Source organism: Methyloceanibacter superfactus (genome assembly GCF_001723305.1).
In the GTDB taxonomy this organism is placed as follows: Bacteria; Pseudomonadota; Alphaproteobacteria; order Rhizobiales; family Methyloligellaceae; genus Methyloceanibacter; species Methyloceanibacter superfactus.
Window position 1 is genome coordinate 91,254 of the sequence record NZ_LPWF01000002.1, and the last position, 22,529, is coordinate 113,782.

The 22,529-nt window shown below is 67.1% G+C and carries 20 protein-coding genes, 1 tRNA gene and 3 pseudogenes; 14 read left to right on the forward strand and 10 right to left on the reverse strand.

Annotated elements, in window-relative coordinates; translation table 11 throughout:
- Positions 1 to 15: 15 nt before the first annotated feature.
- Positions 16 to 870 (forward strand): MipA/OmpV family protein, encoded by an 855-nt coding sequence (locus AUC69_RS00430; RefSeq protein WP_069440404.1) that lies wholly within the window; start codon positions 16 to 18, stop codon positions 868 to 870.
- A 179-nt stretch (positions 871 to 1,049) separates the two neighbouring features.
- Here the strand turns inward: AUC69_RS00430 and AUC69_RS00435 are convergent, their stop codons facing one another.
- From AUC69_RS00435 to hemC, 6 genes are all read right to left on the reverse strand, one after another.
- Positions 1,050 to 1,622: a hypothetical protein gene (locus AUC69_RS00435; RefSeq protein WP_141700506.1), complete on the reverse strand. Its 573-nt coding sequence runs from the start codon at positions 1,620 to 1,622 to the stop codon at positions 1,050 to 1,052.
- Positions 1,623 to 1,847: 225 nt separating this feature from the next.
- Positions 1,848 to 1,923, reverse strand: a tRNA-Thr gene (locus AUC69_RS00440).
- A gap of 136 nt (positions 1,924 to 2,059) precedes the next feature.
- On the reverse strand, positions 2,060 to 3,736 hold the full coding sequence (locus AUC69_RS00445; RefSeq protein ID WP_069440406.1) for a heme biosynthesis HemY N-terminal domain-containing protein: 1,677 nt from the start codon (positions 3,734 to 3,736) through the stop codon (positions 2,060 to 2,062).
- A 3-nt stretch (positions 3,737 to 3,739) separates the two neighbouring features.
- On the reverse strand, positions 3,740 to 5,221 hold the full coding sequence (locus AUC69_RS00450) for a COG4223 family protein (RefSeq protein WP_069440407.1): 1,482 nt from the start codon (positions 5,219 to 5,221) through the stop codon (positions 3,740 to 3,742).
- Between the two features lie 37 nt (positions 5,222 to 5,258).
- The gene (locus AUC69_RS00455; protein WP_083238943.1) at positions 5,259 to 5,990 is read right to left on the reverse strand and encodes a uroporphyrinogen-III synthase; all 732 of its coding nucleotides are present in this window, start codon (positions 5,988 to 5,990) and stop codon (positions 5,259 to 5,261) included.
- Positions 5,987 to 6,916, reverse strand: coding sequence for a hydroxymethylbilane synthase (hemC, locus tag AUC69_RS00460; protein WP_069440409.1), 930 nt, complete (start codon positions 6,914 to 6,916; stop codon positions 5,987 to 5,989). Before hemC ends, AUC69_RS00455 begins: the two co-directional genes overlap by 4 nt.
- Before the next feature lie 132 nt (positions 6,917 to 7,048).
- Between hemC and tsaD the strand changes: the two are divergent.
- From tsaD to AUC69_RS00495, 7 genes and pseudogenes are all read left to right on the forward strand, one after another.
- Positions 7,049 to 8,115, forward strand: a pseudogene (tsaD, locus tag AUC69_RS00465) (tRNA (adenosine(37)-N6)-threonylcarbamoyltransferase complex transferase subunit TsaD).
- Positions 8,116 to 8,186: 71 nt separating this feature from the next.
- A complete protein-coding gene (locus AUC69_RS00470; RefSeq protein WP_244500019.1) occupies positions 8,187 to 9,179 on the forward strand; it encodes an NAD(P)H-dependent glycerol-3-phosphate dehydrogenase in 993 nt (330 codons plus the stop codon).
- A 58-nt stretch (positions 9,180 to 9,237) separates the two neighbouring features.
- Positions 9,238 to 9,534, forward strand: coding sequence for a YciI family protein (locus AUC69_RS00475; RefSeq protein WP_069440410.1), 297 nt, complete (start codon positions 9,238 to 9,240; stop codon positions 9,532 to 9,534).
- Between the two features lie 7 nt (positions 9,535 to 9,541).
- Positions 9,542 to 9,973, forward strand: a complete 432-nt coding sequence (locus tag AUC69_RS00480) for an EVE domain-containing protein (protein ID WP_069440411.1) — start codon at positions 9,542 to 9,544, stop codon at positions 9,971 to 9,973.
- A gap of 63 nt (positions 9,974 to 10,036) precedes the next feature.
- Positions 10,037 to 10,453, forward strand: a complete 417-nt coding sequence (locus AUC69_RS00485) for a DUF1761 domain-containing protein (RefSeq protein WP_069440412.1) — start codon at positions 10,037 to 10,039, stop codon at positions 10,451 to 10,453.
- 71 nt (positions 10,454 to 10,524) lie between these two features.
- Positions 10,525 to 12,492: an acetate--CoA ligase gene (acs, locus tag AUC69_RS00490; RefSeq protein WP_069440413.1), complete on the forward strand. Its 1,968-nt coding sequence runs from the start codon at positions 10,525 to 10,527 to the stop codon at positions 12,490 to 12,492.
- A gap of 69 nt (positions 12,493 to 12,561) precedes the next feature.
- Positions 12,562 to 12,945: a hypothetical protein gene (locus AUC69_RS00495; protein ID WP_069440414.1), complete on the forward strand. Its 384-nt coding sequence runs from the start codon at positions 12,562 to 12,564 to the stop codon at positions 12,943 to 12,945.
- 6 nt (positions 12,946 to 12,951) lie between these two features.
- On the opposite strand, the gene AUC69_RS00500 is transcribed toward AUC69_RS00495, so the two are convergent.
- Positions 12,952 to 13,434, reverse strand: coding sequence for a globin domain-containing protein (locus tag AUC69_RS00500; RefSeq protein WP_069440415.1), 483 nt, complete (start codon positions 13,432 to 13,434; stop codon positions 12,952 to 12,954).
- A gap of 270 nt (positions 13,435 to 13,704) precedes the next feature.
- Between AUC69_RS00500 and htpX the strand changes: the two genes are divergently transcribed.
- The 6 genes and pseudogenes from htpX to purH all read left to right on the forward strand — a co-directional run bounded on the left by htpX (position 13,705) and on the right by purH (position 20,282).
- The gene (gene htpX, locus AUC69_RS00505; protein WP_069440433.1) at positions 13,705 to 14,640 is read left to right on the forward strand and encodes a zinc metalloprotease HtpX; all 936 of its coding nucleotides are present in this window, start codon (positions 13,705 to 13,707) and stop codon (positions 14,638 to 14,640) included.
- Positions 14,641 to 14,685: 45 nt separating this feature from the next.
- Positions 14,686 to 15,276 carry a cation efflux transmembrane domain-containing protein gene (locus tag AUC69_RS00510; RefSeq protein ID WP_244500020.1) on the forward strand — a complete coding sequence of 197 codons (591 nt, stop codon included), beginning with the start codon at positions 14,686 to 14,688 and terminating at the stop codon, positions 15,274 to 15,276.
- A 28-nt stretch (positions 15,277 to 15,304) separates the two neighbouring features.
- Positions 15,305 to 16,668 (forward strand): annotated as a pseudogene (locus tag AUC69_RS00515) (RsmB/NOP family class I SAM-dependent RNA methyltransferase).
- Positions 16,669 to 16,792: 124 nt separating this feature from the next.
- Positions 16,793 to 17,560, forward strand: coding sequence for a hypothetical protein (locus AUC69_RS18065; RefSeq protein WP_069440416.1), 768 nt, complete (start codon positions 16,793 to 16,795; stop codon positions 17,558 to 17,560).
- A gap of 11 nt (positions 17,561 to 17,571) precedes the next feature.
- Entirely contained in the window at positions 17,572 to 18,558 is a 987-nt protein-coding gene (locus AUC69_RS00525; protein WP_069440417.1) for a heparinase II/III family protein, read from the forward strand.
- 141 nt (positions 18,559 to 18,699) lie between these two features.
- Positions 18,700 to 20,282 (forward strand): annotated as a pseudogene (gene purH, locus AUC69_RS00530) (bifunctional phosphoribosylaminoimidazolecarboxamide formyltransferase/IMP cyclohydrolase).
- A 39-nt stretch (positions 20,283 to 20,321) separates the two neighbouring features.
- On the opposite strand, the gene AUC69_RS18850 reads toward purH, so the two are convergent.
- The 3 genes from AUC69_RS18850 to AUC69_RS00545 are packed head-to-tail and all read right to left on the reverse strand — an operon-like array spanning position 20,322 to position 22,327.
- Positions 20,322 to 21,080 carry a discoidin domain-containing protein gene (locus tag AUC69_RS18850; RefSeq protein WP_069440418.1) on the reverse strand — a complete coding sequence of 253 codons (759 nt, stop codon included), beginning with the start codon at positions 21,078 to 21,080 and terminating at the stop codon, positions 20,322 to 20,324.
- Positions 21,062 to 21,619 carry a toll/interleukin-1 receptor domain-containing protein gene (locus tag AUC69_RS00540; protein ID WP_069440419.1) on the reverse strand — a complete coding sequence of 186 codons (558 nt, stop codon included), beginning with the start codon at positions 21,617 to 21,619 and terminating at the stop codon, positions 21,062 to 21,064. Before AUC69_RS00540 ends, AUC69_RS18850 begins: the two co-directional genes overlap by 19 nt.
- A gap of 18 nt (positions 21,620 to 21,637) precedes the next feature.
- The gene (locus tag AUC69_RS00545) at positions 21,638 to 22,327 is read right to left on the reverse strand and encodes a hypothetical protein (protein WP_069440420.1); all 690 of its coding nucleotides are present in this window, start codon (positions 22,325 to 22,327) and stop codon (positions 21,638 to 21,640) included.
- Positions 22,328 to 22,529 lie beyond the last annotated feature (202 nt).

Consider the following 22,529-nt stretch of genomic DNA (forward strand, 5'->3'; position numbering starts at 1 on the left):
GGGGGACATTTCCGAATGCTGGTTTGGCGTGGTGGAGCGTTTCGGCAGGCCGCGGGCGTCGTGCTGATGGCCGGCGTGGCGGCCGCCGTGGTTTCACCGTCACCCGCGGCAGCGGAACCCGAGGCCGGCAGATCGGTCACCCTCGGGGCCGCGGCGATCGTCAAACCCAAATACGAAGGCTCCGACGAGCACGAGTATATCCCCATCCCGATCATCATTCCGCGGCTCTCCGAGAGCCCGGATGAAGATCCTTCGGCGTTCAAGTCATTCCGCAAGCGGGTGAGCTTTCGCGGCCTCGACGACATCCGCATCAGGGTCCTCGGCGGCGAGAGACTCCAGTTCGGCGCGGTGACCGGCTACATCACCGATCGCGACCAGAATGACGGCGACCAGCTGCGCGGTTGGGGGAACGTCGAAGGCGGACTGGTGCTCGGCGCCTATTCCGGCTTCAGCATGGGTGCTTTCGAGTTCGATGCGGCGATCCTCGAGAAGGTCACCGGCGACGAATCCGGATTCGAGATGCGGTTCGGCGTCGAGACGACGCGGCAGCTCACGGAGCGCACGACGGTCGTGGCGCGGCTCGGCACGACGCTCGCGAGCGAGGAATACATGCAGACCTATTTCGGCGTGACCGCGAGCCAGGCGGCGCGCTCGCGGGCCGGTGTGCCGGTCTACACGCCCGACGCCGGCATCAAGGACGTCTATTTCGAGCTCGGCGGGACGGTCGATCTTACCGACCGCTGGCTGCTGAAGGCGGGAGGGCGCTACGGCCGCTTGCTCGGGGACGCGGCGGACAGCCCGGTCGTCGAGGCGGAGAATCAATTATCCGGCGTGCTCGGCCTGGGCTACCGGTTCAGCCTGCCGCAATAGGCCTGCCGCCAAATCCGTCGCGAGATCACGCCTTTTTTAAGGGGAGGTGGTGCCGCAAGAGATTCGAACCCCCGACCTACGCATTACGGGCTGCTAGCCGGCGCGGACGGATTCCGGCGAATCGACCACCTTTAATCTCAGCAAAACAGAGGCTTAGTAGCCAATTGCCAAGCGTGCGCTCAGTCGATGCGGCGGAAGTAGTACCGCGCGAAAAACGGCTCGCTGAGCGATGAGCCATCGCCGCCGCCGACGGTCAGGATATATGTGCCACCCACGGCCAACGGGGTCCAGCTGGCCGGCTGCCTAAAGGTCGCGATCCGACCTGCATAGGCCGTCGCTTCCCCGCTCGGATCGCCCACCATGGAGAGGCGAACGCTGTTGGGTTTCCGCAAGTGCACAACGCTGGCGTACATCCTGATTTCCCGGGTGTTGATGTCGAAATACGGGCGCGACCACATCAAGATCGTATGAAACTCTGGACCTTCACCCGCCTGGTACGAAACCACGCCGTCAGCCTGAGCGAACCCCCCGATGTCGAGAGAGCCGTTGAAGTCGGCAACGTGCGTATTGTACGCCCAATCGAAGGCGCCATAGCCCACGCTCGCCAGCGGTCCTTCGTTAAATTCGCTTCTGAGGTATTCGTATGTCTGTGACAGAGCGACTCCTGGCAACAAGCAGGAGACGAGCAGCGCCCAGAACGCGCACATGATGACGCGGAAAGGTCGTGGATGCGAGAAGCCGGATAGGGTCATCGGTTTGAATTCCTCCGCTTGTCCCAACAGAGTCACTCACCGATTATCGCTAACATCATGGAAAACAGCGCCGCCTTGATCCAGAACAACAGCGGCGAACCCTTTTGGCCAGGAGAAGAAACCTAAGCCGCGCCCTACAAGCGATCTCGTGGCGCGCCCCAGCACTTAGATAGCACTTAAGCCCTGGTGGGGTTCTGGTTCTGCCCTGCTAAGTCCTTAATTTTGTGGTGCCGCAAGAGGGATTCGAACCCCCGACCTACGCATTACGAATGCGTCGCTCTACCGACTGAGCTATTGCGGCGCCGGCGCCGGAAACCATAGGCGGCGCGGGTAAAGGAAGCTTGACGGCTGAGCGCAAAGCCTCGGCCCCGTGCTTAAAGCCAATATCGACATGGCGCAAGCTGGTCGCCCGGCCGCGAGCGCACGCAAACCCGAAGTCAGCGGATCTGTGCCGCGCGCAGGCGCTCCAGCGAGGTCGGGCTCTCGTCCGGGTCGGGCTGCGACACGCCCGGATCGTCGGGCGGGCGCGTGGGCACGAAGATCGACGGCGCGGGCTTAGGGGCCATGGCGCTCGCGTCGCGCGGCAGGGCTTCGTCCTTGAGCGCCGCGGTATCTTTTGACGGCGCGGTCTCCTTCACCTCGGCCTTGGGCGTTGCGGACTCCTTCAGTGCCGGCTTGTCCACGCGCGCCTCAGTGACGACCGGCGTCACATCGACCACCACGGGCGGCGCGGCGCTCTCCGGCTCAGGCTCCGGGCGCGGACTTGGGCTCCATGGCGCTCGCGTCGCGCGGTGGCTCCAAATGCTCCTCGAGCAGCGTCTCGTCGCCGCGGCCGATGGCGTCGGCCGGGGCCTTCCACTCGAAGGCATCGACGGCGCGGAGACCGGCGACACGGGCAGCCAGCGGTCCGACACATAGCCGTCAGCGATCCAGGCGCGGTCGCGCGGCGCGCGCACGGCGCGTCCGAGCCATTCGCGCTCGCGGCCCTTGTCGCCATCGCCGCCTTCGATGCGGGCCATCAGGGTGCAGATGCGCGCCGACGGACGGTCTTCGACATAGGGCGCGAGCGCATCGCGGGCCACCTGCCACTCATGGGCCTCGACGGCGGCGTTGGCGACGGCAATGGCGCCTTCGAGATCGTTCGGCGTGAGGCCGGCGAGATATTCGACGCGCTTCAACCGGTCGCGCGGGGACAGGCCCGGCTTGGCGAAGGCGTAGGCCACGGCGAGGTCGGGATGGGGCGACAGCTTCCAGGTGCGGGTGATCTGGCGCGAGGCGGCGCGGGCCTCGCCCTTGGAGGCGAAGATGCGGCCGGCAAGCTCGGCCGCCGGCACCAGCGACGGCGCCAGCCGCAGCGCCTCGTTGGCGAGCGTCAGCGCCTTGTCGGGGTTGAAGGCCTCGGCCTCGCGCGCTTCGGCCGTCAGCAGCACGGCCCGGCGGCGATTGGCGATGTCGGTCTGCACATGGCCGTTCTGACGGGCGATGGCGAGCGTGTTCAGCGCGCCGTCCCAATCGCCGGCACGGGCCTGGATATCGAACAGCGCGTTGACGCCCCATGCGAGCTTTGGATCGCGGTGCACCGCTTCCTCGGCGAGCGTCCGCGCGGCGTCCACATCGTTGCTGCGCTGGGCCTCGAGGAACAGGCCGCGCACGCCGAGAAGCTGCGTCTCAGGCTGGTCGAGCATCTTCTCGAACGCGCGCCGTGCCGCCGCCTTGTCGCCTTTGAGCTGGGCGGCTTGCGCCTTGAGCAGCGCCGTCAACGGCTCGCGCGGCAGATTGCGCCCGGCGATGCCGGCATAGCGCTGGGCGAGCGCGCGGTCACCGACGCCGATGGCGAGAAGCCCGCGCGACAGCGCCTCGTGTCCTTGCTGGCGCCGCTTCTCCTTGACGTAGGCCGCCATGGCGGCTGGCCGCGTCCACACATAACGCAGCACCGCGAAGGCGAGGATGACGAAGGCGACGAGCGCGACCACCGCGATGGAGGCGACAAAAGCGCTGGCCTGGATCTGATAGCCGAGCCACTCGATCGTCACGGTGCCGGGCCGGTCGGCGAGCCAGGCGAGCCCGAGCGCCACCGCGACGATGAACAGAATGAAAAACAGAATGCGGGTCATCGGCTAATTTTGCTCGTTGGTTTGATCTGCGCCCCGCGCGCCGCCCCCGCCGAGGGAAACGAGCAAGATATTCTCCAGCCGTTGCAGCGTGTCGTCGGCGCCGAGCCGCGCACGCGCCTGGTCGAGCCAGGTGGCGAACGCAGCACGCGGCGCGCCTTGCAATTTGTCGACTTCGGCGACGCTCGCGGCGAGATCGCCTTGCTCGAGTTGCGCCTCGGCGCGCGACAACACGGCGTCCGGTCCGTCGCCCTCGGCCTCCGCGTCGATGCGCTTGACCTTCACCAGGGACTCCGCGCTCGCCACGAAGCGGTCGATGATCGAACCCTCGGCGGCGGGCGCCGGCGTCAGCTCGGCTCTCGTCTTCTTGAATGAGCGGATAAGCTCCGGCAGCGTCGGGATGCCGGTGTCCTCGTAATCCAGCAACCGGCCGAGATCGCCGGCACCGGGCGATAGGGCCGCCAAGGTGGCAAGCTCTGTCGCGTAAGGGCGTCCTTCGCTGACCGCGGCGCGCAGATTGGCGAAGGCGATCGCTTGCGTGGCCGCCTTGGTGTCCTCGGACTCCTCGCCCACGGCGTCGAGCAGGGCCGGGAGACCGGCCTCGAGCTTCGACAGCCGCTCGTCGATGACGGCGATCTCCGGCACGAGGCGCGCCGCCTCGCCGGCGCTCAGCTCGGCGTTGGCCAGCGCCCGCAGCTTGGCGTCGAGCCCGGCGATCTCCTTGCGCAACGCTTCGAGCGACGCGGCATTCGCGGATTTGGCTTCGGCCAGCGCGCTCTCGAGCTTGCCGTCCAGGCGTTGCTCGGCGGCGCCGATCTGCTGGCTGATCGCCGCCGCATCGCCCACCGAGCCGCCGTCCTTGGCCGCTTCCGCCATGGCCTTGAAGCTGGTTTCGATCTGGGCGACCCGGTCGGACAGGCCGGAAACTTCCGGCGGGAGCTTGGCTTCCTGGCCTTCGAGCGCGGCGATCTTCGCTTCGAGCTTGGACATTTCCTCGGCCAAGGCCGCCCCGGTGTCGGGCGCCGGTGCGCCCTCGAGCTTGGCGATGCGGCTTTCGAGCGGGGAAAGATCCGGCGCTTCCGCCTGCTTGTTCATGGATTGGGGCAGATAGACCCAGGCAAGAGCGAGCGCGCCGGCGCCGGCCAAACCACCGAGCAACCCCGCGGTGAGATTGCCGAGGATTCGCCCGCCGCCGGAACCGCGAGCCTTTGGCGGCGCTGCGGTCTCGTGACATTCGGTCTCGTCAGGTTCGGTCTCGGGCGGCTCCAGCGCGGCGGTTTCTTCCGTTTCGGCTTCCGTCCCGGAGACATCCTCGTTCGACTCGTTCGTCTTCGACTCGTCGTCCTTGGTCGCCGCCGCCTTGGCCGTGACGTCTTCGGCGGTCTCCGGCTCGACGGTCACCTCGGTGGCCGTGCCCTCGATGGTCGGCACCGGACGGGTGCCCGCCTGGTCCTGGCCGTTGTCCTTTTTGCCGAAGGCGCCCACCATCAGTTCATCACCTTTACGTCCTGAAGAATCGCGTCTCTCACGAAGATGGCGCGTCGGAGTCCAAGAGCGCAAGGACATCTTCCTCGCGCGGGTGCGCCGCCACGCGCACCGCAAGACCCAATGGTGTTACCGCTTCTGCTACCGCCTGCGACAGGCAATAGCAAACGAGGCTCCTCGCTTGCGTTACCACGCCGTGACGCTCGGCAAGCGCGGCAAATGTCTTGGCGGTCCGCGGCGACAGGAGGATGACGCCGGTGATGTCACCGGAGACGAGACCGGAGACGATCTCGTCGGGCAGCGCTCTGGCCGGATGCGACCGATACAGCACGGGGCGGCGGAAGGTGAAGCCTTCCTCCTCGAGCGCCGGCTTGAGATCGTAGGCCACCGCCTCGGCGGCGACATGTACGAGCGCCCCCTTCTCGGGATGGAGCTCCTGGCGAATGAGCGGCAACAGGCCCGCGGCGGTGCCGGGGCCGATGGTGACCTCGGTGAAACCGATCCGCCGCGCCGACCGGGCCGTGGCTTCGCCGACGGCGAAGAGCGGCAACCCCAGCGCTTGCGGCAAGGCTTCATGCGCCTCGAGCGCCCGCAGCGCGTTGCGGCTGGTGACGATGAGCGCCTGCGCGCCATCGAGATCGAGCGGCACGTCGGGCAGAAACTCGATCGCCAGCAACGGCGCCAGCACGGGATCGTGCCCATGCGCGGCGAGCGCCTCCGCCTCGCGGGTCGCATCGAATTCAGGCCTGGTCACCAGCACGCGCATTGTCATGGCAGACTTGCAAGAAAGTTGGGGCCGGCGCGGACAAGCAGCTCGTCGCCGGCGTCACGGCCGAGCGCTTCGGCATTCGCCGCCGCGCCGGTCACTTCGATATCGTGCCATTCTGCGCCGCCCGGCGAGAGGATCAAGCCGCGAAAGCGCAAAATCCCGTCCGCGATCTCGGCGAGGCCGGCAATCGGCGTGCGGCAGGAACCGTCGAGACGCGCGAGGAAGGCCCGCTCGCACGTCACCGCGGTTTCGGTGTCCGGATCGTTCAGCGGCGCCAGCAAAGCGTGGGTCTCCTCATCTCCGGTGCGGGCCAGAACGGCGATGGCGCCTTGCGCCACCGCGGGCAGCATCTCGTCGGCCGACAGGGCCGAGGCCGCCTTGGACGCGAGCCCCAACCGATCGAGGCCGGCCATGGCCAGCAGGGTTGCATCGGCGACGCCCTCGTCGAGCTTCCTGAGTCGCGTCTCCACATTGCCACGGAAGTCGATAACGCGCAGGTCCGGCCGCCGCCGCTTCACTTGGGCGCCGCGCCGCAAGGATGAGGTGCCAACCACGGCCCCGGGCGGAAGTTCCATGAGAGACGCGGCCTTGGGGCTCAAGAACGCATCCCGCACGTCGGCGCGCGGCAGCACGGCGGCGATCGACAGCCTGTCGGGCAGGGTGGTCGGCAGGTCCTTCATGGAATGGACTGCCAGGGCCACGTCGCCGCGCAGCAGCGCCTCGTCGATTTCCTTGGTGAACAGGCCCTTGCCGCCGAGATCGCGCAGGGGCTGGTCCTGAATGCGGTCGCCGGAGGTGGTGATGACGGCCAGATCCACATCGCCCTCGCCGAGGCTATGGGCGTCCATGAGGCACTCGCGCACGTGCCGCGCCTGCCACAGGGCGAGCGGGCTGCCACGGGTACCGATCAGATGGGGGCCTGCCGGCAAAACGGAACTCCTTGAGTTCTTTAGGTGAAACGGGCCAAAGTCCCCGCATTAATGGCCGGTTTCGGCTTCCCCTTCAATCGCCGTCGCCAGCGCATTTTGGAAACGCATGACTGAGAACGAACCCACGCCCCGCTGACCGTTCTCGGCATCGAGACGAGCTGCGACGAGACGGCCGCGTCCCTGGTGCGCCGGGGCGTCGACGGGCGCGGCGAGATCCTGTCCAATGTGGTGCGCTCGCAGCTCGATCTCCATGCGGCTTATGGCGGGGTGGTGCCGGAAATCGCCGCCCGCGCCCATATCGACCTGCTCGATGCGGCGATCGCCAGGCCCTCGCCGACGCCGGCGCCGGCTTCGAGGCCGTCGACGGGATCGCCGCGGCGGCCGGCCCGGGCCTGATCGGCGGCCTGATCGTCGGCCTGACCACGGCCAAGGCCATGGCGCTCGGCTTGGGCAAGCCCTTCCTGGCGGTCAATCATCTGGAAGCCCATGCGCTGAGCGCCGGTCTCACCGACGGCCTGCCCTTCCCCTATCTCCTACTGCTCGTCTCGGGCGGCCATACGCAACTTCTCATCGTCAAGGATGTGGGGTCTTACGACCGGCTCGGCACCACGCTCGACGATGCGCTCGGCGAAGCCTTCGACAAGGCGGCGAAGCTGCTGGGTCTCGGCTATCCCGGCGGTCCGGAGGTGGAGGCCCACGCCGCGCGCGGCCGCCCCACCATCAAGCTGCCGCGCCCCATGCTGGGGCGTCCCGAGCCGCATTTCTCCTTCGCCGGGCTCAAGACGGCCCTCCGCCACGAGGCGCTCGCCCGGGCGCCGCTCAGCGAGGCGGCGGTCGCCGATCTCTGCGCCAGCTTCCAGGACGCCGTGGCCGAGGTGGTGAGCGACCGCACGGCCAAGGCCATGGACATCTACCTGGCGCGGCTGGGGAGCGACGCGCAGCGCGCCCTGGTGGTGGCGGGCGGCGTCGCCGCCAATCAACGCCTCAAGGCGGCGCTGGAGGATACCGCCCGCGCGCGCGGCTTCCGCGTCGTGGTGCCGCCGCCGCAGCTCTGCACCGATAATGCCGCCATGATCGCCTGGGCAGGCGCGGAACGGCTGGCGCGTGGCCTCGTGGACGATATGGCCGCACCGGCACGGGCCCGCTGGCCACTCGACCCGGAAGCGCCGCCGGCGCTCGGAGCCGGGGTCAAGGCTTGAGGCTTGTGGGCGGGCGCCTCGAGTTGACCTAAGACCTGAGAAACTGCGCTAATAAGAGCTGGGGGACAGACATGGCGCTTCAATCGGTGGGGGTTATCGGCGCGGGCGCGTGGGGCACGGCACTTGCCGTCATCGCGCGGCGGGCCGGGCGCGACGTGCTGGTCTGGGCGCGGGAGCCCGAGACCGTCGCCGCCATCAACGATGCGCACCGAAACGACGTGTTCCTGCCGGATATCGCCCTCGACCCGGCCATCGAGGCGACGTCGCGGCTCAACGAGGCCGCCACCTGCGACATGCTGCTGATGGTGACGCCGGCGCAGCATGTGGGCGCCATCGGGGCCGAGCTTGCCCCTATTTGCGGGAGGCCAGCCGCTGGTCATCTGCTCCAAGGGCATCGAGCAGGCGACGGCCGGCTCCTATCCCAAGTGGCCGGCGACCTCATGCCGGCGGCGGATATCGCCGTGCTGTCGGGACCGAGCTTCGCGGCCGATGTCGCAAGCGGACTGCCCGCGGCGGTGACGCTCGCGACCGGCGAAGAGGACTTGGGGCGGGCGCTGAGCCATGCGCTCAGCCACTCGCCGTTCCGCTGCTATTGGAGCGGCGACGTGATCGGCGCGGAGATCGGCGGCGCGGTCAAGAATGTCTACGCCATCGCCGCCGGCATCGTCGTCGGCAAGGAGCTCGGCGCATCCGCCCATGCGGGGCTCGTCACGCGCGGCTTCGCGGAGATGGCGCGGTTCGGCGTGGCGCTGGGCGGCCGGCTCCGACACCATGATCGGCTCTCCGGGCTCGGCGATCTGGTGCTGACTTGCGGCAGCCCGCAATCGCGCAACATGTCGCTCGGGGTGGCGCTCGGACAAGGGCAGAGCGCGGCCGAGGCGCTATCGGGGAGGCTCACCGTGACCGAGGGCGTGACCACCGCGTCCGCCATGGTCGAGATCGCTAGCGCGCGGCGCATCGAGCTGCCCATCGCGGAGGCCGTGCATGCGGTGATCTCGGGGCTCACCACGGTCGACGAAGCCATCGAGGCGCTGCTCGCCCGGCCGCTGCGCCCCGAGATGTGACAAGCATGGACAGGGCTAGAGCGCCGCAATAGCCTCTCCGACACTCAAAGGAAGACGAATGCTGTTTGCCTTCATCTGCACCGACAAGCCGGACGGCCTGCCGATCCGCAAAGCGAACCGCCCGGAGCATCTCGCCTATCTGAAGAGCCTCGGCGAGACGCTGAAATTCGCCGGCCCCTTCACCGCCGAAGACGGCGAGACCATGAACGGCAGCCTGGTCGTGGTCGAGGCGCCGTCGCTCGAGGCCGCGCGCAAGATCGCCGACGGCGATCCCTTCGCCAAGGCCGGCGTCTTCGCCCATGTCGAGATCCGGCCGTGGAAATGGTCCATCAACAATCCGGACGAGAAGGCTTGAAGCGCCCGTGGCCTACTGGCTGATGAAATCCGAGCCCGGCGCCTGGTCCTGGGACCAGCAGAAGAAAGAGGGCAAGGCGGGCGCCGAGTGGGACGGCGTGCGCAACTACCAGGCGCGCAACAATATGCGGGCCATGAAGAAGGGCGACCTCGCCTTCTTCTATCACTCGGTCGGCGAGAAAGCCTGTGTCGGCATCGTCAAGGTGGTGGCGGAGGCGCATCCGGACTCGACCGACGGCTCGGGCCAGTGGGAGTGCGTCGACGTCGCCGCGGTGGCCGACCTGCCGAAACCGGTGACGCTCGCGGACATCAAGGCCACGCCGCAGCTGAAGGACATGGTGCTCGTCAACAACTCCCGGCTCTCGGTGCAGCCGGTGACGGTCGCAGAATGGCAGAAAGTCTGTGCGCTCGGCGGTCTCCCACATCCTCCTAAGGCATAGTGCCGGAACTCTTGCGCTTGGGGTAAAGTCGAGACACGCTCGACGCCGTCACAGGGGGAAAGCATGACATTCTCAGGTGTGAATTACGCGGCCGTCGTCATCGCCGCCCTCGCGGGATTCGGCCTCGGCGCGGTGTGGTACATGGTGCTCGGCGGCGTGTGGCTACGCGCCATCGGCAAGACCAGAGGCGAGCTCGATCAGGGTGCCGGCGCCGCCAAGGCCCTGCCCTTCGTCATCGCGCTCGTCGCCCTTCTCGTCATGGCGTCGATGCTGGCGGGGATCATGGGCCATCTCGGCAGCGTGACCGTCCGCGGCGGTTTGATCACCGGTTTCTTCTGCTGGCTCGGCTTCGTCATCACCACGATGGGCGTGAACCACGCTTTCGGGCACGCCAAGCCGATGCTGACACTCATCGATGGCGGGCATTGGCTCGCCGTGTTGCTCATCCAGGGCGCCGTCATCGGCGCCTTTGGCGTCTAGGCGGGAGGAACCATCCGGCCTGTCAAAAAAATGAACGCAAAACCGCGTTCGCGTATGGAGGAACGGCCCAAATGTCCGAGCACAAAACGTACAAGGTCGAGACCTTGAAAGTTCCGAAGGCGTGGAAGGAAAACGCCTTCATCGACAAGGACAAATACGAGAAGCTCTACGAGAAGAGCGTCGAGAAGCCCGACAAGTTCTGGGGCAAGGAAGGCGAGCGTCTCGACTGGATCAAGCCCTACACGCGGGTCAAGAACACCACATTCGAATTCCCCAACGTCTCGATCAAATGGTTCGAGGACGGCACGCTCAACGTCGCCGCCAACTGCGTCGACCGGCACCTGAAGAAGCGCGGCAAGCAGACCGCCATCATCTGGGAACCGGACGACCCGAAGACGCCGGCGAAGCACATCACCTATCGCGAGCTCTACGACAATGTGTGCCGCCTCGCGAACGTGCTGAAAGCCCAAGGCGTCAAGAAGGGCGACCGGGTCACCATCTACCTGCCGATGATCCCCGAGCCGGCCTACGCCATGCTGGCTTGCGCGCGCATCGGCGCCGTCCATTCGATCGTGTTCGGCGGCTTCTCGCCGGACGCGCTGGCCGGCCGTATCGAGGATTGCAAATCCGAGTTCGTCATCACCGCCGATGAAGGCTTGCGCGGCGGCCGCAAGATTCCGCTGAAAGCGAATACCGACACCGCGCTTCAGAAGAACGGACACGTCAAGACCGTGCTGGTCGTGCGCCACACCGGCGGCACCGTGCCGTGGACGGACGGCCGCGACGTGTGGCTTGACGAGGCGATGGCAGGCGCCGAGGCGGAATGTCCGCCGGAGGAGATGAACGCGGAAGACCCGCTGTTCATTCTCTACACGTCGGGCTCGACGGGAAAGCCCAAGGGCGTGCTGCATACGACGGGCGGTTATCTCGTCTACGCGGCGATGACGCATCAATACGTCTTCGATTATCACGACGGCGATGTCTATTGGTGCACCGCGGATGTCGGCTGGGTCACGGGCCACAGCTACATCGTCTACGGGCCCCTCGCCAACGGCGCGATCACGCTGATGTTCGAGGGCGTGCCGAACTATCCGGACGCCTCGCGCTTCTGGCAGGTGGTCGACAAGCATAAGGTCAACATCTTCTACACCGCGCCGACGGCGATCCGCGCGCTGATGGGCGCGGGCAACGAGCATGTGAAGAACACGAGCCGGAAATCGCTCAGGCTGCTCGGCAGCGTGGGCGAGCCGATCAACCCGGAAGCGTGGGAGTGGTACTACCACGTGATCGGCGAGAAGCGCTGTCCGATCGTGGACACGTGGTGGCAGACGGAGACCGGCGGCATTCTCATCACGCCGTTGCCGGGTGCCACCAAGCTCAAGCCCGGCTCCGCGACGCTGCCCTTCTTCGGGGTGCAGCCGGCCATCGTCGATGCCGACGGCAACATTCTCGAAGGCGAGGCGGCGGGCAATCTCGTCATCCTCGACGCTTGGCCCGGCATGATGCGCACGGTCTATGGCGACCATCAGCGCTTCGTGGAGACCTATTTCTCCGCCTACAAGGGCAAGTACTTCACCGGCGACGGCTGCCGGCGCGACGCCGACGGCTATTACTGGATCACCGGCCGCGTCGACGACGTGATCAACGTGTCCGGCCACCGCATGGGCACGGCGGAGGTCGAGTCCGCGCTGGTCGCCCATCCCAAGGTCTCGGAGGCCGCCGTGGTCGGCTATCCGCACGACATCAAGGGCCAAGGCATCTATTGCTATGTCACCCTGATGTCCGGCGAGGAGGGCTCCGACGCGCTGAAGAAGGAGCTGCGCGACTGGGTCCGCAACGAGATCGGACCGATCGCCTCGCCCGACCAGATCCAGTTCGCCCCGGGGCTGCCCAAGACGCGGTCGGGCAAGATCATGCGCCGAATCCTGCGCAAGATCGCCGAGGACGAATTCGGCAATCTCGGCGACACCTCGACCCTGGCCGATCCCGGCGTGGTGACGGATCTCGTCGAGAACCGCCAGAACCGGAGACCGGCTTAGGCCGGTCTCACGCGTGGGGAGACTCGGCGGCCGGACTCGTCGTACAAAGAGGCGGGGGAGGGGACGCGGATGACTTGGCTGATGCGAATTCTGGTCGGTCTCGGGATCGTTCTGGCGCTGGTAATCGCCTTCGTGCTCCTGATCGGCAATTGGGGCACGGGCGGGCCGCCGACACAGGCCCTATCGCTGTCGGTGGGCAACCGCACGGTGACGGTGGCCGGCCACTATAAGAGCATGACGCAGGAATCGATCGCCGACGGCATCAAGGTCATCGTCGACGGCCATGAGGTCGTGGTGGCGGAAGACCAGCTCACGGTGGACGGCAAGCCCCAGATTCTGGAGCCGGATCAGGACGTCATGGTCTATGTGGACGAAGCCGGGAAGGTCACGGTCAAGGTCGTCCACGAGGACGAGACGGCCGGCCAGGAGGCCTCCGAAGAGGCCCCCGAGTAGCGTCTGTCAGCCCGCCATCACCTTGGTGAAATAGGCGAGCAGCGTGTTCCAGGCGTCCTTGGTGTCGCGGTCGAAGCTCTTGTCGAGCGAGCGCTCCAGCGTCCACACGAGCGCACGGGACATGGTGCGGTAATGCCGCGCGCGGATGCCGAGCTGGCGATGCCGCGCCCCGAGCAGCTTGAGCGTGGGCGCCAGCCCATCCTCATGACCGAGCGAGATCATGGCGAGCTTGGCGCCGGCGGCGAATTTGCGGGCCTGGATCTCCACCGGCCCCGAGAACTTCTTGCGCAAGGACGGATCGAGCCGGAACAGCTTCAGGAAGAAGAGCTGCGCAACCAGGTCGAGCGCCGGCTCGACCCTGAGAAAACTTAAGCGAATCAGGCGCTTCTGCTCCGCCGAGAGCTGGGTGTCGCTGACCGGTACGGCTTTCGCCCGGCGCGTCCGGCGCTTGGCGGCGGTTTCGGAGGCTTGGATGGCTGCGGCTGGCATGGCTGGGCGACTCCTCGAACGCTTGTCTCGCGAGGCAGCATGCCGCGTGCGGATTGACGAAGCGTTAAGGTCAACGCGGTCTTAAGGCTGTGCGCCGGGATCTGCCGGAAGTCAGGATCTGTCTCGGCCAACCCCCTTCTCCACCGCCGTCATTGCCGGGCTTGACCCGGCAATCCATTCCAATTGAGCGTCTTGTCCCAGGCCCTGAGACCCCCAACATATTGAACGCGTCGGGTTTTTGCCGGCGAAGCACCTTTCGTGGAGGTTTCCGTGAGCTATTTCCGCACCGCCATCCTGCTGGCCGCCATGACCGCCCTGTTCATGGGCATCGGCTTTTTGCTTGGCGGCCAGACCGGCATGGTCATCGCCCTGGTCGTCGCCGGCGGCATGAATCTGTGGGCCTATTGGAACTCCGACAAGGCGGTGCTGCGCATGTATGGCGCGCGCGAGGTCGATCCGCGCAGCGCGCCGGAGCTCTATGACATGGTGCGCAAGCTCGCCGTCAATGCCGGGCTCCCCATGCCCAAGGTCTACATCATGGAGAACCCGCAGCCGAACGCGTTTGCCACCGGCCGCAACCCGGAGAACGCGGCGGTCGCCGTCACCACCGGGCTGATGAACATGGTGAGCAAGGACGAGCTCGCCGGCGTCATCGCTCATGAGCTTGCCCATATCCGCCACCACGACACGCTGCTGATGACCATCACCGCGACCATCGCCGGCGCCATCTCCATGCTGGCCAATTTCGCCATGTTCACCGGCGGCGGGCGCAACAACGACAATGGCGGCGTCGGCATGATCGGCGGCCTGGCGCTGATGATCCTCGGACCGCTCGCCGCGGGCCTGGTGCAAATGGCCATCAGCCGCACGCGCGAATACGAGGCGGACAAGGGCGGCGCGGAGATCAGCCGCCAGCCGCTGTCGCTCGCCACCGCGCTTCAGAAGATCTCAGGCGCGGCGCATCAGATCCCCAACATGGCGGCAGAGCGCAATCCGGCCTCGGCGCATCTCTTCATCGTCAACCCGCTGTCCGGCGCGCGCATGGACAATCTCTTCTCGACCCACCCCAACGTGGAGAACCGCGTCGCGCGGCTCGTTGAGATGTCGCGGACGATGGGCGGTGTACCGGCCAGGGACACGGAGCCCATGCCGGCTGGGCCGTGGTCCTCGGGCCCGGCGCCCACATCCCGCGGACCCTGGGGCTAAAGACCCCGCGTTGATCGTTCCGCCAAGAGCGCGTAAGGGGTGCCTATGAGCGCCGGTTGCTGCAACCACACGCCCGAGCCGGATACTTCCCGCCTCATCCTCTGGATAGCGCTCGCGATCAACGCGGCGATGTTCGCGGTCGAGATCGTGGCCGGCGTGGTCGCGGGCTCCGTGAGCCTTCACGCCGACGCGCTGGACTTCCTGGCCGACAGCTTCAACTACGCCATCAGTCTTTCGGTCATCGGCCTCGCGCTCACGTGGCGCGCCCGCGCCGCGATGTTCAAGGGCCTCACCATGGGCGCGCTGGGCCTGTGGGTGATCGGCGAGGTCGTTTGGCAGATCGTGTCGGGGCGCGTGCCCGAGCCGTTCGTCATGGGCGCGGTCGGAACCGCCGCATTGCTGGCGAACGCCGGGGTAGCGGTGCTGCTTTACCGCTTCCGGAGCGCGGAATCGAACCTGCGCTCTGCCTGGATCTGCTCGCGGAACGATGTCCTCGGCAATTTGGCGGTTCTGCTTGCCGCGGCCGGCGTGCTGGGGACCGGCACGTTGTGGCCGGACGTGATCGTCGCAAGCATCATGCGAGCCTCGCCATTCAAGGAAGCTGGGTTGTCGTTCGCCAGTCGCTCGGCGAGTTGAATGGCGCGGCGCCCGCCGCGAGACGTACATGACCGCCCGCAACCCCGCGCCCAAGCCGCTGTCGCCGACGCGCGACCACCAGGTCGGCTTGCCGGCCCGGCGCGCCGCCGTGGCCCTCCTCGACGCCGTGTTTCAGAAGAAGCAATCGCTCGACGAGGTGCTCGGCCGCTCACGCGACAAGGGCGTCATGTTCGACCTGCCGGTGCGCGACCGGGCGCTCGCCCGCGCCATCGTCGGCGTCTCCTTGCGGCGGCGCGGCCAGCTCGACCATGTGCTGAACAGCTTCCTCGAGCGCGGCCTGCCGGCCAAGTCGGGCTCGCTCTATGCGATCCTGCTGTCGGGCGCGGCCCAGCTCATCTTCCTCAAGACGCCGCCGCACGCGGCCATCGACCTCGCCGTGCGGCTGGCGCAATGGGACCCGCGCGCCAAGCGCTACGACAAGCTGGTGAACGCCGTGCTGCGCCGCGTGTCGGAGAAGGGTGAGGCCATCGCCGAGAGCCTCGACGCCGGCCGCGTCAACACGCCGGACTGGCTGTGGGAGCGCTGGGTCGCGTCCTGGGGCGAGGAGAGGGCGCATAGAATCGCCGACGCGCAGCTGATCGAGCCGCCGCTCGACGTGACGGTGAAATCCGATCCCGACATGTGGGCCGAGAGGCTGGAAGGGCGCGTGCTGCCGACGGGAAGCGTGCGCCTCCTGCCCAAAGGCCGCATCGAGGAGTTGCCCGGGTTCGACGAGGGCGCCTGGTGGGTGCAGGACGCCGCCGCCTCGCTGCCGGCGCAGTATCTGCGCGACATCGCGGGCAAGCGCGTGGCGGATCTCTGCGCCGCGCCCGGCGGCAAGACGGCGCAACTGGCTCTCGCCGGCGCTTCGGTGGTCGCTGTCGACGGGTCGAGCACGCGGCTCAAGCTGCTCGCCGGCAATTTGGAGCGGCTCGGGCTCGCCGCGGAGACGGTGCGGGCCGATGCCGGGAGCTGGCAGCCGGAGGAGCGCTTCGACGCCATCCTGCTCGATGCGCCCTGCTCGTCCACCGGCACGATAAGGCGCCATCCCGACATTCCCTATCTCAAGACGGCCAAGGACATCGAGGAGCTGGCAGCCGTCCAGACGCGGCTCCTCGACAACGCGGTAAGCCTGCTGAAGCCCGGCGGCAGCCTCGTCTATTCCACCTGCTCACTCGAGCCGGTCGAGGGCGAGGCGCAGGTTGCCGCGCTGATGGCGAGAAACCCGGCTATGGAGATCGATCCGCTTCAGCCGGACGAGCCGTTCGGCGACACGGAGTGGGCGAAAGCTCGGGCGTTTTGCGGACCTTTCCCTTCGATCTCCAGCTCGGCAGCCCGGAATGGAGCGGCATGGACGGGTTCTTCGCCGCCCGGCTCAAGCGGAACGGTTAACGATTTCCCGGATGCCACTTGCTCCCGGAGGCTTGCTGCCCGAAAATGCATCGCAGGCGTACTACGCGGCGGGGAAGCCTGCGCTTTTGGACCACAAGCGCGGCTTGAGTGGAGAATGACCCATATGGTGGGTGATCAGGCCTTCGAGCGCGGGTCCCGCGTTCAAGAGGTGCATCTTGGCGGCCCGAGCCCGCTGCGACGCCTGATGCTCGCCAGCATGGCCTCCATCAGCTATCCCGGCAGCCAGGCGGAGCAGCTTCTGCTCGCCCCGCAAGAGTTGCGCACGGCCGATCCGAGCTTCGCCACCGAGGTCTATAACGGCCATTTCGGGCTCGCGGGAAAGCTCGCCGAGCTCGGCGCGGAGTCGCCGTTCGAGATCCGGCCGCCATCCGCCAATTGGGCCCGGGAGCTTTACGGCTTCGGCTGGCTCCGGCATTTGCGCGCCGCCGACTCAGAGCTGTCGCGGGAGCAGGCCAAAGCGCTGGTCCACGACTTCATCCGGCTGCGCCGCTCCGTGCATGGGCTCGCCTGGCAGCCCGAGATCGTCGCCCGCCGCGTCATCTCCTGGCTCTCCAACTCGGTGCTCATCCTCGATTCCGGCGAGCCGCAGGCCTATGAGGCCTTCTTGAAGGCACTCACCGCGCAGCTCCGCTATCTGTCGGCGAGCTATCGCGACACGCCGGACGGCACGCCCCGCCTGCTCACCCTCATGGCGCTCCTCTATGCGGGCCTGTGCATCGCCGAGCAGCAGGCCGTGGTCGACGCTACACGCGGCCCTTCTGCAAGGAGCTCGACCGGCAGATCCTCCCCGATGGCGGGCATATCTCCCGCAACCCGGAAGCCCTCATCGAGCTGCTGCTCGACCTGTTGCCGCTTCGGCAATGTTTCGTAGCGCGCGACCGGGTGCCGCCCAAGGAACTCACCGACGCCATCGACCGCATCATGCCGATGCTGCGCTTCTTCCGCGGCGCGGACGGCACCATCGCGCGGTTCAACGGCGCCGGGCCGACGCCGACCGACGCGCTCGCCACGGTGCTCGCCTATGACGACATCGAAGGCTCTCCCGTGCGGACCGCGTCGAACTCCGGCTATGTGCGGCTCGAATGCGGCACCACGCTCATCATCTGCGATCTAGGCCCGCCGCCGATCACCTCGCTTACCACCAAGGCCCATGCCGGCTTCCTGTCCTTCGAGATGAGCTCGGGCGACGCGCCCATGATCATCAATTGCGGCGCGCCTTCCGCCGACCACGAGGAGTGGCGCCTCTACGCCCGCACCACGCCGGCCCATTCGACGCTGAGCCTGGAGGAAGATTCGCTGGCCGAGTTCAACGGTATGGCCAACGGCGCCCTGCCCCCGGCGGACGCCACGCTGTCGGGGCCGATGAACCCGCAAGGCGCCTTCTCGGATCAGGGCGACAACCTGCGCATCAAGGGCTCCCATGACGGCTATATGAGCCGCTACGGGGTGAGCCATTCGCGGCAGATCCTGGTGCAGCCGTCAGGCAATCTCATCTCGAGCGAGGACAAGCTCTCCACGCGCGGTCTCAAGAGCCCCGACGGGCTGATCGCCGGCGCCTACGCCATCCGCTTTCATCTGCATCCGAGCGTGAAGGCGCAGATCACCGGCGACGGCAGCGCCGTCACCTTGATCCTGCGCAACGGCGAGACCTGGCGCATCAGCTCCAATGCCGAGGAGACCGCGATCGAGGAGAGCATGCTGCTCGCCGACCAGCGCGGGCCGCAGCCGACCTCGCAAGTGGTGCTGAGCGGCATGATGGGCGAGGCGCGCGAGGTCCGCATCGTGTGGAATATCGAGCGGACCGGCGACACGGACGCCCATCCCCTGGTCGACCCCAACGAGGCCGGAACGGGCGCGAGCCAGGAATGAGCCCTCTCATTCGTCATTGCCGGGCTTGAGCCGGCGATCCAATCCATTGGCCTATTAGGCTATTGCGGACCGGCATGGATGCCCGGATTAAGGCCGGGTATGACGATTCAAATCGAATGGATTTTGCTTTAGAGCGTGACCATGAAAACGAGAAAGATAACCCGGGCGCTGCTTTCGGTCAGCGACAAGACGGGTCTGGTCGATTTTGCCACGGCGCTCGCCAATCGCGGCGTCGCGCTCGTGTCGACGGGCGGCACCGCCAAGGCGCTCAGGAATGCCGGGTTGAGCGTGATCGACGTCGCCGAGGTTACCGGCAGCCCTGAGATGATGGACGGGCGGGTGAAGACGCTTCATCCGAAGATCCACGGCGGGCTGCTGGCCATGCGCGGCAACGCCACGCATGAGAAGGCCTTGGAAGAGCACGGCATCCCGCCGATCGACCTGCTCGTGGTCAATCTCTATCCCTTCGCCGCCACGGTGCGCGCGGGCGGCGATTTCGACATCTGCGTCGAAAATATCGACATCGGCGGACCCGCCATGATCGCGCGGCGGCGAAGAACCATGCCGGCGTCACCGTGGTGGTGGACCCGGCCGACTATATGGACGTGCTCGACGAGATCGAGCGTCTCGACGGCACCACCCTTCCGTTGCGCAAGACGCTCGCGGCCAAGGCCTTCGCCCATACGAGCGCCTATGACGCGGGCATCGCCACCTGGTTCGCCGAGCAGCTCGGCCACGACATGCCGGAGACGCGCGTCATCGCCGGCACGCTCGAGCGCGCACTCCGCTATGGCGAGAACCCGCATCAGCAGGCCGCCTTCTACCAAACCTCGGAGCAGCGTTGCGGCGTCGCTAGCGCCATCCTGGTGCAGGGCAAGGAGCTCTCCTACAACAATCTCAACGACACCGACGCGGCCTATGAGCTCGTCGCCGAGTTCGATCCGAAGCGCTCGGCGGCGGTCGCCATCATCAAGCACGCCAATCCGTGCGGCGTGGCCATCGCGCCCACGCTGGCCGCCGCCTACGAGAAGGCGCTGGCCTGCGATTCCACGAGCGCCTTCGGCGGCATCGTCGCGCTCAACCGCGATCTCGACGAAGAGGCGGCGACAGAGATCGTCAAGATCTTCACCGAGGTGATCATCGCGCCGGAAGCCACACCCGAAGCGAAGGAGATCGTCGCGGGGAAGAAGAATTTGCGTCTGCTGCTCGCCGGCGGGCTGCCCGATCCGCGCGCGCCGGGCCTCACCTTCCGCTCGCTCGCGGGCGGCTTCCTGGTGCAGTCCCGCGACAACGGCATGGTCGAGGGCGCCGATCTCCAAGTGGTGACCAAGCGTCACCCCACCGACCAGGAGTTCGCCGATCTCATCTTCGCCTTCACCGTGGCGAAGCACGTGAAGTCGAACACCATCGTCTACGCGAAGGACGGCGCCACGGTCGGCATCGGCGCCGGCCAGATGTCCCGCGTGGACTCCGCGCGCATCGCCGCGCGTAAGGCGCAAGACGCGGCGCAAGCGCTCGGGCTAGACGCGCCGCTGACGATCGGCTCCGTCGCCGCGTCGGACGCCTTCTTCCCCTTCGCCGACGGCTTACAAGTGGTGGCCGAAGCCGGCGCCACGGCGGTGATCCAGCCGGGCGGCTCCATGCGCGACGACGAGGTGATCGCCGCCGCCGACGAAGCCGGCCTCGCCATGGTGTTCACCGGCATGCGCCACTTCCGGCATTAGCGTTTGGCGTAGCCGCACCGGGCGCGTCGGCGCCGAACTTTAATCCGTGTCTACGCTGATCTCGTTGATCGCGGTGTCGGCATATTTCGATCCTGGATAGACCGAGCGAATAACGAGCGCGATCCATTTGGTCTCGATCGGCTGGGCGAGCGCCATGCTCTGCGAACCGGGCTCATCACGCAACGTGATCTCCAGGCTGTCCCCGTTGGAGAACCGAATTTCCACATCCTTCGCCCGGCTGTTCTTCGCAAAGATGTCGGCGTTCTTGTTGTAACCGTTGCGAATGGTGAGGGTGCGCACCATGCGCGGCGACCCGAACTCGACCACGGCAAACTCGCCGAGACCCTGGCCGTCGCGGCCTTCGACCCAGGCCGTGCTGTCGTTCCCGTCGGTCAAGTTCTGCGGCCCATAGCTGTTGCCATGGCCCGGCGCGAGCACCGAGCTGGCGCAAATGGTCGTGTCGCCGGAGCGGCTGCAATCCTCCGTCTCCGTGCTGGGCCGGGGCAGATCCACCTCGGGTTCGGCGAGCGCCGGCGGCGCCTCTTCCGGCGGCTCCGCTGGCGCAATTTCAGGCGTGTCCGCTGGCGCAAATGCTGGCGTCACCGCTTCGGGCTCGTCCGGCGTTTCCGCCGGCGTCACCGCCTCGGAGACTTCCGGGGCCGGCGCTGGCGTCGGCGTCTCCTCCGGCGGCGTCTGGGCAAAGGCCGGCTCATCGGTCGGGGGCGGCTCGACCGGCAGGCTCTGAGACCGCTCCTGAACCGCCCAGAGGATGAAGCCTCCTAGACCTGCCAGCAGCACGGCAGCCAGCAGCCCCGCACCAGGAGCCCCCGCCTGGACCGGCCGGCGGGGGGGAGAGCTTCGGTTTGCAGGGCCGGGACGGCTTGCGGCGCCTCGCCGCCTTCGGCTGCGGCGATCAGGTCCGCCAGACGGTCGAACTCGGCCGTCCCGCCGCCGAATGCATCGATCCACTGGGTGTTCGAGATAAACAGCTCGAGGCCGGGCGAAGGATCGACCGGCTCGATGCGAATGGTGAAGATCGGCCTCCGCTTGCTGATGGCGCGCTCGACCTCACGCCCAACGAAAGCGGACTGGTTGCTGGATTTAGAGAGCGTCAGGACGAAACAGCGCGAGCGTTCGATGCCCTTGATGATCTCGCCCGCGTAGGTGCATCCGGGCCTGACGTCGCGTGGCGCGATCCAGCATTTCAGCCCACGCTTTTCCAGCGCGGCGGTGATCGCCTGCGCCGCCTTGAGGTCTTCTTTGGCGTGGCTGACGAAGGCCGCCAAATCCGGCGCCTGATCCGGCGTCCAGTCCTCCGGGCGTGACGGCTCTTCCATGACCAATTGCCCTAGCGCTCACAGAAAGGTGCAACGCGGGGGTAGGCCCTCGATTGGATCGAGGGCCTCACAGCTCCTACGGCGCGCGTCCGGATAGACCGGCTGCGGCTGGCTCGGCGACGGCGCCTCGCCCTTGTGCGGCTCGGACGGCGCGTCCTCGGCGATCGTCGGCGGGACCACGATGGTGTCTTCTTCCACCATCGCCTCGCCATCGGGTGTTTCCACCGCCATGGTGTCCTCTTCGATCACGGCCGGGCCGTCCGGGGTGTCGACTTCCATGGTCTCTTCTTCGATCACCGCTTCGCCGGCGGGCTCTTCCATATCCATCGCGGCGCCGTCCGGCTCACCCTCGGGGTAGACCGGCTGCGGCTGCGAGTCCGACGGGGGCTCGCCCGCATGCGGCTCCGACGGTGCGTCCTCGGAGACCGTCGGCGGGACCGAGATGACCTCCATGGTCTCTTCTTCCATCACCGCCTCGGGCTCTTCTTCGGCCGCAGGCTCCTCGGCAGCAGGCTCTTCCGCAGCAGGCTCCTCGGCAGCGGGTTCCTCAGCCGGCGCGGCGTCCTCCGCCGCGGGCGCTTCGGTGGCCGGCGCCTCAGTGGCGGGCTGCTCAGACGGCTCTTTGGATGTCTCGTCGTCCTTCGGCTGCTCGCAGCCCGCGAACAGACACGCGGCAAACAAGGCCGCAACGACTGCAAATTTTCTCATACTCGCCCCCGATCAAAGTCAATGTCATGCCCCAGCAGCCTCGAACTTAACGCGAACGCCGCCGCATTACCATGGTGCAGGCCGTCATAGTGTCGTCGACGTGTCCCCGGCTTATCCCCGCCCTCCGAAGCTGCGGTACAATCATCCCATCCCTCGTCCATGAGGACGCGAGCTGCAGACCGTCTGTCGTTCGGGACTTGGG